This window comes from Paenibacillus sp. MCAF9, assembly GCF_052114265.1.
GTDB lineage: Bacteria > Bacillota > Bacilli > Paenibacillales > Paenibacillaceae > Pristimantibacillus.
The window spans coordinates 319,324-333,356 of the sequence record NZ_JBFREL010000003.1; the positions used below are offsets into that span (position 1 = coordinate 319,324).

The 14,033-nt window shown below is 45.2% G+C and carries 15 protein-coding genes; 3 read left to right on the forward strand and 12 right to left on the reverse strand.

Features of this window, described 5'->3' with window-relative positions; translation table 11 throughout:
- Window positions 1–69 precede the first annotated feature (69 nt).
- The gene (locus AB4Z45_RS06940; RefSeq protein ID WP_441908455.1) at window positions 70–1,701 is read right to left on the reverse strand and encodes a hypothetical protein; all 1,632 of its coding nucleotides are present in this window, start codon (window positions 1,699–1,701) and stop codon (window positions 70–72) included.
- Window positions 1,702–1,919: 218 nt separating this feature from the next.
- Here AB4Z45_RS06940 and AB4Z45_RS06945 point away from each other — a divergent pair, with 218 nt between their 5' ends.
- On the forward strand, window positions 1,920–2,828 hold the full coding sequence (locus AB4Z45_RS06945; RefSeq protein WP_441908456.1) for an amidoligase family protein: 909 nt from the start codon (window positions 1,920–1,922) through the stop codon (window positions 2,826–2,828).
- Window positions 2,829–2,868: 40 nt separating this feature from the next.
- On the opposite strand, the gene AB4Z45_RS06950 is transcribed toward AB4Z45_RS06945, so the two are convergent.
- From AB4Z45_RS06950 to AB4Z45_RS06990, 9 genes are all read right to left on the reverse strand, one after another.
- Window positions 2,869–3,249, reverse strand: a complete 381-nt coding sequence (locus AB4Z45_RS06950; RefSeq protein WP_441908457.1) for a DUF2809 domain-containing protein — start codon at window positions 3,247–3,249, stop codon at window positions 2,869–2,871.
- 7 nt (window positions 3,250–3,256) lie between these two features.
- Window positions 3,257–4,096, reverse strand: a complete 840-nt coding sequence (locus AB4Z45_RS06955; RefSeq protein ID WP_441908458.1) for a hypothetical protein — start codon at window positions 4,094–4,096, stop codon at window positions 3,257–3,259.
- A gap of 175 nt (window positions 4,097–4,271) precedes the next feature.
- Window positions 4,272–5,081 carry an ammonia-dependent NAD(+) synthetase gene (nadE, locus tag AB4Z45_RS06960; RefSeq protein ID WP_441908459.1) on the reverse strand — a complete coding sequence of 270 codons (810 nt, stop codon included), beginning with the start codon at window positions 5,079–5,081 and terminating at the stop codon, window positions 4,272–4,274.
- Window positions 5,082–5,095: 14 nt separating this feature from the next.
- On the reverse strand, window positions 5,096–5,530 hold the full coding sequence (locus AB4Z45_RS06965; RefSeq protein ID WP_441908460.1) for a BrxA/BrxB family bacilliredoxin: 435 nt from the start codon (window positions 5,528–5,530) through the stop codon (window positions 5,096–5,098).
- Window positions 5,531–5,632: 102 nt separating this feature from the next.
- Window positions 5,633–6,010 carry a DUF3905 domain-containing protein gene (locus tag AB4Z45_RS06970; RefSeq protein ID WP_441908461.1) on the reverse strand — a complete coding sequence of 126 codons (378 nt, stop codon included), beginning with the start codon at window positions 6,008–6,010 and terminating at the stop codon, window positions 5,633–5,635.
- A 15-nt stretch (window positions 6,011–6,025) separates the two neighbouring features.
- On the reverse strand, window positions 6,026–6,166 hold the full coding sequence (locus AB4Z45_RS06975; protein ID WP_339204631.1) for a hypothetical protein: 141 nt from the start codon (window positions 6,164–6,166) through the stop codon (window positions 6,026–6,028).
- 81 nt (window positions 6,167–6,247) lie between these two features.
- The gene (locus AB4Z45_RS06980) at window positions 6,248–6,700 is read right to left on the reverse strand and encodes a GNAT family N-acetyltransferase (RefSeq protein WP_441908611.1); all 453 of its coding nucleotides are present in this window, start codon (window positions 6,698–6,700) and stop codon (window positions 6,248–6,250) included.
- Window positions 6,701–6,724: 24 nt separating this feature from the next.
- Window positions 6,725–8,410, reverse strand: coding sequence for an ATP-binding protein (locus AB4Z45_RS06985; RefSeq protein WP_441908462.1), 1,686 nt, complete (start codon window positions 8,408–8,410; stop codon window positions 6,725–6,727).
- Between the two features lie 111 nt (window positions 8,411–8,521).
- Complete coding sequence (locus AB4Z45_RS06990) at window positions 8,522–9,358, reverse strand: alpha/beta hydrolase (protein WP_441908463.1); 837 nt, start codon at window positions 9,356–9,358, stop codon at window positions 8,522–8,524.
- A 62-nt stretch (window positions 9,359–9,420) separates the two neighbouring features.
- On the opposite strand from AB4Z45_RS06990, the gene AB4Z45_RS06995 reads away from it, so the two are divergent.
- A complete protein-coding gene (locus tag AB4Z45_RS06995; RefSeq protein ID WP_441908464.1) occupies window positions 9,421–10,677 on the forward strand; it encodes an NAD(P)/FAD-dependent oxidoreductase in 1,257 nt (418 codons plus the stop codon).
- 77 nt (window positions 10,678–10,754) lie between these two features.
- Here AB4Z45_RS06995 and AB4Z45_RS07000 read toward each other — a convergent pair whose 3' ends face one another.
- Window positions 10,755–11,165, reverse strand: a complete 411-nt coding sequence (locus AB4Z45_RS07000) for a hypothetical protein (protein ID WP_441908465.1) — start codon at window positions 11,163–11,165, stop codon at window positions 10,755–10,757.
- Between the two features lie 181 nt (window positions 11,166–11,346).
- Between AB4Z45_RS07000 and AB4Z45_RS07005 the strand changes: the two genes are divergently transcribed.
- The gene (locus AB4Z45_RS07005) at window positions 11,347–12,252 is read left to right on the forward strand and encodes a helix-turn-helix domain-containing protein (RefSeq protein WP_339204636.1); all 906 of its coding nucleotides are present in this window, start codon (window positions 11,347–11,349) and stop codon (window positions 12,250–12,252) included.
- Window positions 12,253–12,533: 281 nt separating this feature from the next.
- Here the strand turns inward: AB4Z45_RS07005 and xylB are convergent, their stop codons facing one another.
- Entirely contained in the window at window positions 12,534–14,030 is a 1,497-nt protein-coding gene (gene xylB / locus AB4Z45_RS07010; protein ID WP_441908466.1) for a xylulokinase, read from the reverse strand.
- Window positions 14,031–14,033: the final 3 nt, after the last annotated feature.

Sequence of the window (14,033 nt, forward strand, 5' to 3'; positions counted from 1 at the left end):
ATGTGAATCATGACTATGCAATTATGGAAAGTGTAGCTTTCCTTCCGTCTGGAACGATACGCATCTCGTTTAAATTCTATATTCACTAAAATCAACTGAAAGGCCATTGATTAATTTCTCACTGCTGCCTTCTCCATCTACATTTAGCTCAAGTACGCTCTTATCATGGCTCACATACTTCACACTAAGCATTTCCTCAGCAGACCAAGCTGGCCTATTGTTTTTTGCCTGTTCCACAAATTCTTCATAGCTGCTTATGCCATTCTTCAACGCATCGTTATGGCTGATTACTTCGACAATTACGCCGTTTTCTGAGCCTTTGCTTGTAACGATAGAGCGATCCGAACGAAGTTCCAGATCATAAGGCTGCATGACATAAACCGCCAAAAACACATTCTCAGTCTGACCAACAAGCATGCCCGGCTCTTGCAGCCAATCCATACATGGCAATAACCCGATAATCGTATTGTCTTTGTCAGAAGGAATCGGATATAGAGCCATTATTGTGTTTTTGTAATAGAGAACTTCCGTAAACTCGGTTTGATGCCGTAAATCTTCAACCGCATTCGCCTCTGCCGGATGGAAGAAGTAAAGTTGATTCACGCCGTTTTGCAGTCCCAATGGCAAAGAAATATCCCAGCGATGCTGCTCATTGTCAAACTCCGAGAAGCGCTCCCACATTCCGCCCGCTGCAAAATCCGATGTAATGTAGGCATAGCTGTGAAGCATGCTTGTTCCTTCATCCGTTAGCTTCGTAATCGCCTTTTTCACCTCAGTTGGCTCACTGCGATTAAGCGCCGTACGACGAGCTGTTTCAGGAGCCTCGTAAAATAAAAATCCTGCATACTCCGTCCGCGGCATTTGCTCTGGAAGCTCGAAATCACCGAATTGCACATAATCATGCAGAACGTTGCTATCAAGCGGAATGTCATGCTTCTGACCGCGGCAATGAGCGCCGACAAAGGCGCCTTTCAAATAGAATGCAGCTCGCTCATTCCAGAGAAAATCAAGCATATCGGCGAGCTCTTGTTTAATGGCTGAGTCCTCTATTTCGTACCAAGCACAAGTGAATGCCTGCACCCAATGCCAGAACCAAGGCAAGCTGTTGTATTCGGACATGCCATACTTGCGAATATGGGCTAATGTAAGCTGAAGATTGCTGCGACCATCCTCCAGCAAATCAGCATCGGCAAACATTTGTCCAAAAATCAGCTTTGCAGCTGTATACTTTGCATCGTGATGACCAAATACATTTTTTTGATAGTAGAAGCCGCTTCGATAAATATGGATAAGGGCTGTATCAAATTCTTGGATTAGCTGTTCGTCAAAAAACGTCCTATAGCGTCTCGCAAAAAATGCCATCAAGCTCCCCATCAGCTCCACGGGCAACGTATTTGGCTTGGAGTCCTTCGGAACATCCTCTAGTCTAAGCGGCCAATGCCCATAAGTATCGCTTTCTACATCCTGATCTTGCAGCGCGAGCACCTCTAGGAGCACAGATCCCGCAGTTCGTTTAGCAGCCTCTCTCTCAAACGGCAGCTGCTTTGATTCATCAACTGCAGCTGCAAACAAATAGGACGCATAATAAAAGTTATCGCGTAAATCGTGGTGGAACCATAAACCGCTGCTTAATAACGGCTGGTTATGGGCTGCAATTGCTATTTTATGAATAATTTCTTTTTGCTTAGCTGTAAAGCTCATTATACGAATCTCCTCAATTTACCTTTTTTCTTCTAATCATATATAATTTGAATAATAAGAGATACCTCTTCATTATTTTTTAGTTCAAAACTACAATCATTATTTCGAATAAGGAGGACATTTTATGTTCAGAAAAAAAATCCCTCGTTAATCTCGTGGTCCGCCTCGACTCCTCTCTTTACATGATGAAGCTTATATAAATGGAGAGGATGATGGTAATGTGGCCAAAAATCGTTGATTGGAAAGAGCTGCGCTTCGGCGTGGAAATTGAGTTTGTAGGCGGAAATCCAGAAAGCTTGGAGCTGCTGCCTGGTTGGGTTATTTCTTTGGATGAGCGGCAAATTGATGCAGAAGGTAAGGAATCAGGCAGTGAGCTTAAGCCGCCCCCGATTTCGTGGGAAGACCGTGAGCAAATTCAGGTCATGTTACGCAGGCTGAGGGAACAAGGAGCAACAGCCAATTGGAGCTGCGGACTCCATGTTCATATCGGTCTCGAACCGTGGGGAGAAGATGCTGTCCTCCCGCTTATAGACGCCGCACTGGAATATCAACAAACGATTCAAGCGTTATTGAATACGAGCAAGCACCGACTGCTGTTCTGCCCGCCCGTTACTACGGACATGCGAGAGAGCTATATTGCTAATCCAAGCGATGAAGCCGTTCTCCATAAAGGACGTCCGCAATCTCATCGATGTGGAATAAACACCGCGGCTTGGTTTGATATAGGCACGGTGGAAATTCGTTATGCAAATGGCTCAGTGAATGATGAAGAGATTCTCCGTACCATTGAGCTGTGCTTGCGATTCGTAGCAGCGATAGGTGCTGGCTGTAAGCTTTCAACCGATCCCTTAAAAATGGCTCTTGAGCTTGAAGCACCACTTGATGGTTATCCTTCTGATTTACCACCGCCACAATGGTATCAAGAAAGGTGCTGGCTGGAGGAAGCTCTCATTCCCATCTTGACGCCGCTGGCAGCCGAACTTGTACCGGGTGGAGAAATTCATCATATCGTACCTGTTCTAGATGGTATTATGGTTGCTATTGAGAAATCTGGAGAACATCTATTTAAATTTGTGCTAAAGCCTGCTGCCCAGAGCTGGACAGTTGTACGTCAAGTTGAATCATAAATCAAAAACCCTTCCGCCGCGTTTCGGTGGAAGGGTCTTCTTATTTTTTAAAAATAATATACCTATCAACAAGTATGGCAAATATAATCCCTACGCTGTACCTGATCAAATCCACGGTCAAAAAACCGCTCCCGAGCACTAAAGAGCCAATAAACGTCCTGCGAATCTCATTGATCCAATCTGCCTGGTAGAGCTGACTAAACTCGATGCCAAAACAAAAGATGAGGCTAGCGCCAGCAGCCCAAAACAAGTTTTTGTGCACCCCTATAGTGCGGAAGCCATAATAAATCATGCATGCCCAAAGCGCATCGCCAAAATGCTCTGCAACAAACCCAGGCAGCGAATCTGCAAAGCTCCTTGAGCTGTAGCCAAGCACCATCGTTATAACAACCGCAATCGCGTATCGTATTCTCGGTTTCATTTGATCATTACCTGCTTAAACGATTTTGCAGATTGATTTGGATTTGGCTGTGAATCTTGTCCCAGTCCAAGCTGCTTTTATTAAACAGCATTTTATCGATCGGCAATTCGTTTAATATCGCTAATTCATAAGTCTTTCGCAGCTCAAGCACCTCGAGAAGACCTTGAGTTCCCTTGAGCTCTTTACTTTTGCCGTAGCCCTGCTCCGTGTAATACCAAGTAATAAAGTTTAGCCATTCTGTTGGCCGTTCAGCAATTATAGCAGGGAATGCATGTCTAAAGTCATCCTGATACAAATAGAGCAACACCGGATTTAGCTGCTTAATCAAGCGGTTCAGTTCATGAATGCAGGTCGTTATTTCAACCTCGGAACAATTGTCTCGTACAAGCATGACGGTTAACGGATTTTGCAAAAAACAGCATTCCAATATGTACACTTCATCCCCGTTAATAGCCTGTCTCGAAAAATCGCTCCACTTTTCAAAAATGAGCTGCTGATGCCTCTCCAAAGGGAGGTTATATACATCATAATCCCCGAAATATTCACTATTAATCGAATCTGTTTCCTTTAGCAGCTTCCCGTAATATACGATATATCCGTCCGCCTTAGCTTCGGAATGCTTAATGATTAACTGCTGTTGCTCCGTATATTTTTGCAGTATTTGCTTATATTGTTCTTGTGTAAAATAAGCCGCGGAATCATAATCGGCTGGGTGCTCCAAATCCCCCTCCAAAAACAAGCGATTGGTAATATTCTGTTCATCTAATAGCTGTTTCACAAAACGTGCCGTACTCGTTTTCCCAGATCCGGGCAATCCTTCAACAAGGATTAACTTCGTATTATTCATGGCATTCAGCTCCTTTCACAACTACTATATTCTATCTCCCATCCGTTTCTCCTCCATCATTGGCGTCCGCTTAGCTATTCAAATGCTAGTCCACTGCAATAAAAAAAGACTGTCCCCTGCCGATTTCTCGGTTCAAGGGACAGTCTTTGTATTGCTCGAAGCTTCAGGCAGCTCACTAAATACCCGGAATCGGTGAGCGCTTATGCTCGGTTTTCAAATATTGCTTTTCAAGCTTCTCGCGAGCCTCGTCACTAATGGACTTTCCTTCGAGATAGTCGCTATTATCACCGTAAGTGATGCCTAGCTCGCCCTCGTCGGTTTGTCCGTCCCATAGGCCTGCCGTTGGCGCTTTGTCGAGCACGCTTTGCGGTACGCCGATATGGGAGGCCAGCTCACGAACCTGCCGTTTGTTAAGCGTACTAAGCGGAGTAACATCAACCGCTCCGTCGCCCCATTTCGTGTAAAAGCCTGTAATCGCTTCAGATGCATGATCTGTACCAACGACTAACAGATTAAGGTCGAATGCAAGCGCGTATTGCATAACCATCCGCGTTCTTGCTTTCACGTTGCCTTTGCCGCCGCGGCTCAAATGACGCGGAATGCCTAATGACTTAAAGCTATGCTCCACTTCAATCGCGATTTCATCCACAGCTTCTTCAATATTCGTCTCAACGCGGTGCTTAAGCTGGAACGCTTCCGCTACTGCATAACTATCCGCAATATCGGATTGCTCGCCATAAGGCTGAAATACGCCAAGCGTCATATACTCGCGTCCTGTTTCAGCGCTAAGCTCATCTGTTGCCCGCTTGCAAAGACCCGCTGCGACCGCGCTGTCAATTCCTCCGCTAATCGCAATAAGCAAACCTGTTGTTCCCGAGTTCGTTACGTATTCCTTCAAGAAATCAACCCGTTTGCGAATTTCCTGCTCCGGATCGATTTGCGGCTTAACGCCAAGTCTTTGAATAATTGATTGTTGTAAGCTCATAGTTACCTTCCTAATTAGCGGCAAAACCGATCGAATGCGTCTGTCAGATCGGCTGCAATATCCGCTGCGGAACGATTTTCGATCTGGTGGCGCTCGATAAAGTGTACTAGCTCTCCATCCTTCAACAAAGCGATTGAAGGGGAAGATGGCGGATATGGAGCGAAAAACTCACGAGCTTTTGCTGTTGCTTCTTTATCTTGTCCTGCAAATACGGTATATAAATGATCAGGAGTAATATCGTGTTGAAGCGCATCAGCCACCCCTGGACGACATTGGCCTGCTGCACATCCGCAAACGGAATTGACAACAACAAGCGCCGTTCCTTTTGCATTTGGCAATTTTTCTTCTACTTCTTCAGGTGTGCGAAGCTCCTGAATACCAATGCGAGTAAGATCGTCTCTCATAGGCTGCACCATATCTAACATGTATCGTTCGAATGACATCGACATCGAAACACACTCCTTTAATTACTTTATTTTAGCTACTATTATACCTTCCGTAGTCAAAATAAAGCAACCGGAGCGCTCGCACTCCGGCTGTTCTTTTTTTGCTTAAACTGGAGCGTCTTTCGGCTTGTCCAAACCAAATGCCGCATTTTTGTCAGGATGAGTAAATATGCCTCCTTGCGGCTGAAGGCCCTCCTCAAAAATATCCCGATTTTCAGCGGTTAAAAAACCTACATCCTTAAACGGATGCACCCATTCATCGCCAGCCATCACAGCTGGATTTGTTTCCTCGCTCCACTGCGACAATGGTGAATCCGGAGACTCATATTCATGATCGCCTATAACGATGCCGTGTGAGTTCACAAACGGCGCACGGCTTCCTCGCCCTTCGCGAAACTGAGGTAGAAATTCGATTTCAAAAGGATCTAAAGCGGGATCATCTTTAAGCATTTCATCTTCATTCTTGTGCTCATGATCTGGCATATGAACACCTCCGCGCTAAATTGAAGGACGATTAGGTCCATCAAGCTTTTTGTCAAAACCAGCTGATTCGGGTGATTTGCTGTCAGCAGCCGTATTATTTTTTGCCTGCTTCGCTTGCTCAGCCGAACGATCTTTTTCCTCATTATGCTGCGTCATTGTGAGCGCTCCTCTCGTCATAAAATGTAACCGCAAATGCCGGTTATCTTTCAGAGGTAGTATGCTCAGCTGGCGCTTTCCTTATAAATCCTGAGATAGACGAACCATATCAACAACCTGTATTCCGTTCTCATAGATCGCTTCGGGATAATGTCTAACAAAGAAGTCTCGGTCAATACTCGTCATTCGAAAGCCGCATTTCTGATACAATGCAAGCTGGCTGACTCCTGAATTGCCCGTTCCAATTTCAATCGTTTTGTAGCCTAAATACTTTGCATATGAGATCGCATAAAGTACCATTTGCTTTCCAAGCCCTTGACCTTGCTTTGGCTCAGCCACTGCTACATTTACGATCTCGACAGTCTCAGGCCTTGTTGGCAGCATTACAAATACGGCAATGATTTGATTGCTTATCACACCTACAAAACATTCCCCGCGTTTTATGTATTCTTCTACGAGCTTAATCGAAGGATCTGCTAACAAGAGCAGTTCCATTGGTGGCTGTTCGTTTGCTAACAACTTACGTATTTCCATTTCCACTCTAATATCCTCCTTCAATTAACTCGCGCGTTCCTCCGGCACTGTGAAAGTAACGATAAACGCTGTACCTTCACCTTCCTTCGACTCTACGTCAATTCGGCCATTATGGCGCTCAGCGATGCTTAAGCATAACGGCAGGCCAAGCCCCGTTCCTTGCGTCTTCGTCGAGAAAAAAGGCTCGAACAAATGCTGCATTTGCTCTGGAGGTATACCGATACCCTGATCGGCAATCCGCAGCTCAATTTTATTCCCATTATTACGAGTACTAATATGTAATGAGCCCTTATTGTCCATAGCTTCCATTCCGTTACGGGCAATATTAAGAAAAAGCTGCTTAATTTCTCTGTCGTTCATCATAATTAAAGGTAAATCTTCGCAAAGGCTCACTTCAATAGATTGGCCTCGCAAATTCGCATCTGCACTAAGCAGCGGTATAAGTTCATTTACAACATCATGCAGGGAAGTCAGCTCCATGGCTAGTTCCCTATTTTGAGCAAGCGATAGGAAATCACTAATAATCATATTCGCACGATCCAGCTCATCGATCACAATCTGAAAGTATTCCTCTTGATTTTTTGGACTGCGCTCCTGAATCAATTGGACAAAGCCGCGAATAACCGCCATCGGATTGCGTATTTCATGAGTGATGCTTGCAGCCATTTGACCTATCAGGCTTAATCGTTCCATTCGCCCAACCTCACTCTGAAGTTGACGAAGCTCCGTTACATCCTGAACGATAAGTGAAGCGCCTGCATTTTCAGCATTAACCGATGTACGCATCGAAATCGTTGACAAGAGCAGCATTTTATCGCCGCTAACATACGGAACGAGAGTATTCTTCCTGCCGTTTAACGCCTGGGAAAGCAGCTTTATGCAAACATCGCCATGTCCGTCCTGAAAAATAAGCGGGAAGGAGGCGCCAAGCAAGTCCTTCACTTCCGAATCCTTTGAAGGCAGGCTGAGCACTGTTTTGGCTATATCATTAAAATGTGTGATTTTGCCTTCACGATCAACAATGACTACCCCAAATGAAGTCTCATCTATAAATTGCTGAAGCTTCTCCACTTCATTGCTATAATTAACCGACATTCGTTTCACTTCATCATAGAGCTGCTGCTTCTCTTTAACATTTTCGATCATAAAAATAGAGAGCCAGGTTGCCATTAACGATGCACAAACAGAAATCAACTGGACGTAAATCATCATATTCGTCCACCAAATACCATTAAATAACATAATTCCAGTAACGGAAATAATGTAATATAGGATCAAAATGGACATGATCATTAAGCCCCTGCGTTTTTTCTGTTCTTTGCCTAAAACAGAGGTCCGCTGGAAAGATGGAATCGCATACAACATCAGCGGAACAAAACCAATGACAAAAATGATAAAGTTAATGACTTCCCAGCTGCCTTCGAGCATAGGAACTCTTACTGCAATGTAGATGACGGTTAAGACGGCTAATGTTGGCACGCCTCCATAGAGAGAACCTATTACATAAGGAATGAGACGAAAATCGACTTCATAACCTAATAAATCAGGAGCAGTCACCATACACAATACCATCGATCCACCGCAAAATAGGCTCATAAAAATAGGTATTCCCTTCCATCTTTGGTCTTTGTCATACCAAAGCTGAAAGGCGAAAACAGGCAATAAGGACACAATGAATTGTAAGAGCAATTCCTTTAACACAGACGTCACGTCCGATCCCCCTACTACGCTCTGAATCTATTCCATATTATGTTTTTTACGTGAAATAGCTTACTATTTGAAACAATCTATTAATCCGATTAAAACATAAAATACATCTATTTACAATTGTTCTTCCAGCCAAGAAACTAGCTCTTGAACAGCCTCTTTCCCCTCTACGTCATTGTGCAGCTCATGATACCCGCCTTCCCAGCTTCTAAAATAACACTGGTCTCCCAGTCGCTCAGCAACAAGCGCGCTTGCTTCAAAGGATGTTACGCGATCAGAAGTGCCGTGCATAAGCAGCAGCGGAACCTGCAGGCTGGATGCATGAGCGATCGCCCACTCGCCAGCAGCGGTAATCTCCATATAGGTTTGGAGTGTAATTTTGGTATGACATAACGGATCTTCCACGATTGGCGCAGCAAGGTCATAGCCAGGACGAAATAAATCGGCAGGATTTAAGCCTGTAGATTGGTGCATCGTCGGGACAACCGCTGCCAATTTGCGTCCAAACCACTCCACAGCTGGATGCGGTTTGAATGCAAGCCTAAGCCAAGGGCTTGTCAATATGAGTCCACGAATTGGAGGCTGAAGTCGCAGCGCACAATTAAGCGCCACATTGCCGCCCATACTGTGGCCGTATAAGAAGATCGGCATTCCCGGGTGCCGTTTACCAGCCTCTTCAAGCATAAGCGCTGCATCGCTTACAGCTGCGCCAAGTGAATGAAGATGCCCCCGTTTGCCTGAAGAGCGGCCATGGCCTTGCTGATCCAGCGCTATTAGCACAAAGCCAGCAGCAGTAAGCTGAGCAGCTACATGTCCATAACGATCGCCATGCTCCCCCATCCCGTGTACGAGACAGACGACAGCTTTTGTCTCTATCGTTTCTGACGTCCATTCCCGCAAAAATATTTGCGACCCCTTAGCGCCAGTTATGACCCATTCATCTCGCAGCATTCAAACGCCGCCTTTCTTTTGTGGTATTATAATACTACTAATAATATAGCAGGTGGAAAGCGATGCAATATGATGCAATTGTAATTGGTGGAGGCTCCGCAGGACTAATGGCGGGTATTGCTGCAAGCAAGGAAGGCGCTAAAGTGCTTCTCCTGGACAAAGGCGATAAATTAGGACGCAAACTCGGCATATCCGGCGGCGGCCGCTGCAATGTAACGAATAATAAAGAACTGGATGAGCTGATCAAGCATATTCCCGGCAATGGGCGTTTTCTTCACAGTACATTCTCCAATTTCAACAATAAGGATATTATCGCCTTTTTTGAGAACCTTGGCATTGCTTTAAAGGAAGAGGATAACGGGCGCATGTTCCCCGTATCAGATAGAGCTAAAACGGTGGTAGATACGCTTGTTAAGCAGGTACGCAAACAAGGTGTCAAAATCATACTGAACGCTCCTGTCGATCATATCATGTATGACAATGGAAGGGTCACAGGCGTGCGTACAAAAGCTGGTGAAACATTCCGTGCCCGCAGTGTCATCGTAGCTTCCGGCGGCAAGTCCGTGCCCCAGACCGGCTCAACCGGCGACGGTTATGCATGGGCAGAAAAAGCTGGACATACGATAACTGAGCTTTTTCCTACTGAGGTTCCGCTTACGTCAAATGAGCCATTCATTGTAAGCAAGGAGCTGCAAGGACTATCTCTGAGGGACGTTGCGCTGTCGGTTTGGAACCCAAAAGGGAAGCAGATTATTGAGCATCAAGGCGATATGCTATTTACACATTTCGGTATTTCCGGACCTATTGTGCTAAGATGCAGTCAATTTGTTGTGAAAGCTCTTAAGCAATTTAAGACGGGCAATATTGAGGTTGCGATTGACTTAGTGCCTGATAAAAGCAAAGACGAGGTCTATAAGGAAACATTGAAACTCTCCGAGCTTGAACCGAAAAAAACGATTAAAAATGTCCTTAAAGGTTATTTGCCGGAAAAAATGATACCCATCTTGCTTCAAAAGGCCGGATTGCCGGATAGCCTTACTTATGACAATATTCCAAAACAGGACTGGATAGCCCTTTCGCTGCTGATCAAACATTTTCCGATTAGAGTGTACGGCTCCTTATCTATTGAAGATGCTTTTGTAACCGGCGGAGGCATTCAGTTAAAGGAAATCGATCCAAAGACGATGCAATCCAAGCTCATGAGCGGTTTGTTTTTTTGCGGAGAAATACTAGATATTCATGGCTACACCGGAGGCTACAACATTACTGCGGCTTTCTCCACAGGTTATACGGCAGGACTTAATGCTGTCATTCAGTAAGGATATAAAAAGGCTGTCAAACGTCGTTAAACGTTGAGACAGCCATTTTTTATTGCAATTATGTACGTGAAGTACGGCTAAATTCGAACATCCCCTGAAAAATGATCATACGTCCCGGGGTCAGGAAGAAATTCCTCGGAATAATCCGCAGCTTCATCCCGATTGTGCAGCTCCTCAGCATCATTGTCTTGTCCACCCTCTGCAGCCCAGTCCTCATTCACAAGATGTGCCGGAATTGCAATCGCATCAAGCGAGTATGCAGTGCCGGTAACTGCGTTCGCATCGATATTCGCTTGCTCGACGAGCTGACCGCCATGTGACTGTGCAATTTCGAGTGCTGAAGTGAGATCGCTTCCTTCTAAATGAACATGCATGCTGCTTCCTTCATGAAGAACCGTCTCATATCCGAGCTCCCTCAGCGTCTCGCAAGCAAGAGCTGCACTTTGAGCGTCGTTAAAATCAAATAATAAGGCTGAGTTCGTAGACAATAGCGATCATCCTTTCTAACGTTTTGTTTAACATACCCTATTCATACAAAATCATGTAAAAAAAGAATATGGAAAGGCGTCATGATATATAATTACAAATAACTATTTTATTATGTTATGTTTTATGACATAATCATTACATTAGTGTGCAGCTAGGCTATTGATAAGGAGGATGTCATCGATGAACCATTTATTTTATTTACTTTCAGATCCTATGCTTATCGTCGAGTGGGACGAATCCCGTTGGTCTATTGTAGACGTCAATCAAGCTTTTGCAGCTTTTTCCGGTTTTAAGAAATCAGATCTTATGCTCCTCGATCCATCTACTATTATATCGACAGATGAGACAACTCTCTCCTTTGATGAAGCCGTACATCAACTTGCTGATGAGCAAGCCCTATCACCGCTTCTTGAATGCAAGCTTGTCACGAAGTCATCGACTCCTGCAGATATACGTTTGTCCTGCCGCAAGCTCCAGCTCGAAGACCGCATTGTTTATGTCATCATTTGCAAGGATTTACGGGAAGCAAAATGGATTGACGAATATATTTTGCATCATAAAATAATGGTATCTGCCGTTGTGAATGAGCGCTATAACATTATGAGCTTTAAGCATTATTATGCACCAGTACAGCAGCCCTCCTCTTCCTATTTGAACAAATCCATATTTGAGCTTGTTCCAGACCATGAACGAAGCAAGCTTAAGCGAGTATTAGAATATGCGAAAAACAACCGAACAGCTGAATCCGTGGACTTTCATCTTAAGCTTGGGGATCGTTGCTATAATGCTGATGCAGTTGTTCAACCGTTTTACAATGGCAATCGGACCTTAAAAAACTTTGTTGTCATATTAACCAGCCTTCATATGAATAATCAGGATGAGGACCCTTCCTACAAGCTTCGTATGCTTATGCTCAGTAAAAATATATCCGTCACTTCACTCGCTCAGTCAACGCTTATCTCTCTTACGACCATTTCCAAAATTCGCAATGGGAAAATAAAAAAGCCCCAGCGTCTAACGGCAGAATTGATCGCCGGAGAGCTGGGTGTTAGACCCGAAATGATCTGGAGCAGCTATAAACGATAATAGCTGCTCCACGTTTTATTTAAAGCTTGAACTTTTGAGCCACTTCGTTCATTTCCATTGCAATTATACTCAAGCCGTTAGCTGATAATGATATTTCCTCTGCTGACGCATACTGCACTTCCGGGGATGCAGAAACTTCGCCGGCAATAGCGGAGGCTCCTTCACGATAGAATGTTAGTTTAAATGTTTTAATAAAAGGCACTTTTCTGAATCATTGGTCCAAAAAAAAGAAAGGACCGTCACCCTCAAATTGAGGATAAAGTCCCTTCTATTGTGTACGACTAGCCGCGATAAAGCGCTAGCGCCTCATTCAAACCTTTTGTTTGCTCATAAACCTGCTGGTACACTTTGAAAATGCCTGCATAAGCAGCAACCGCTTCAGGCTGCGGCGAATACGAATCTGCATGCTTAACGAATTTATTTGCACAGGACTCCAAGCTATCGAACCAGCCTGCACCATATGCAGCTAGCATCGCAGCGCCTAAACCAGGTCCTTGCTCATTCTCTAATGCGACAACCTTTGCATCGAAAATATCAGCCTGCATTTGCAGCCATACTGGGTTCTGCGCGCCGCCGCCGATCGAAATGATCGTATCAACCGTCTTGCCGGCGCGTCTAAACATATCGACTGACTCATTAAGCGAGAAAGTAATGCCTTCCATCACCGCACGAGCAAAATGAATGCGTTCATGTGATCCGTCAACGCCGATAAAGCTTGCACGAATGAGTGGATCCGCATGTGGGGTGCGTTCGCCAACGAGATATGGCGTGAACACCAGTCCGCCAGCTCCCGGCTTCACTGCACCTACACCTTCGAGCAATTGATCAAAGGATTCATTCGGAGCGAATGTTTTCTTAAACCAGCTTAAGCTGTAGCCGGCAGCAAGCGTAACACCCATTGCATAAAATGAGTCTTCTTTGCCGTGATTAAAGAAATGCACCTTGCCTGCAAAATCCTTCGTCTTGTCATTCTCGTAAGACAGAATAACACCGGAAGTACCAATGCTGCAAAGCGTTAACCCTTCGGATAAAATGCCGGAGCCAATCGCCCCGCATGCATTATCCGCTCCACCCGCGAACACCTTTGTCGTGATTGGCAGCCCTGTGCTGTCAGCATACTGCGGCAGCAGCGTACCTACGAGTCCATGCGACTCAACAAGCGGTGGACAAAATTGTGCCGGAATTCCAAACGCTTCAAGCACTTCTTCGCTCCATGCTTTTCCAGCCACATCAAGAAGAAGCGTTCCCGCCGCATCGGAGTAATCCATATGAAGCTCGCCTGTTAAGCGGTAGCGAAGATAATCCTTCGGCAGAAGGAACAGCTTTGCCTTTGCGAAGGCATCCGGCTCGTTCTCACGAACCCATAAAATTTTTGGAAGCGTAAAGCCCTCCAAAGCTGGATTGCGAGTAATGCTAAGCAGCTTGTCTCCAAGCGTGCGTTCGATTTCACGGCATTGCCCCGTTGTACGCGTATCATTCCATAAGATAGCGTTGCGAACAGGATTTCCTTCACCGTCCAGCAGTACAAGTCCGTGCATTTGGCCGGAGAAGCTAATCCCTTCAATTGACTGGGCATCGATGCCTGCTGTTGATGTCAATTCACGCAAAGCCTCAACTGTACCTTCTACCCAATCATCTGCCCGCTGCTCGCTCCAACCGGAGTAAGCATGAAACAGCGGGTAGCTGCGGGAGACTTCCCCAGCTACCGTGCCATCACGGTCAACAAGCAGCACTTTAACGGCGCTTGTTCCTAAATCTATACCGATTACATAGCTCATTTG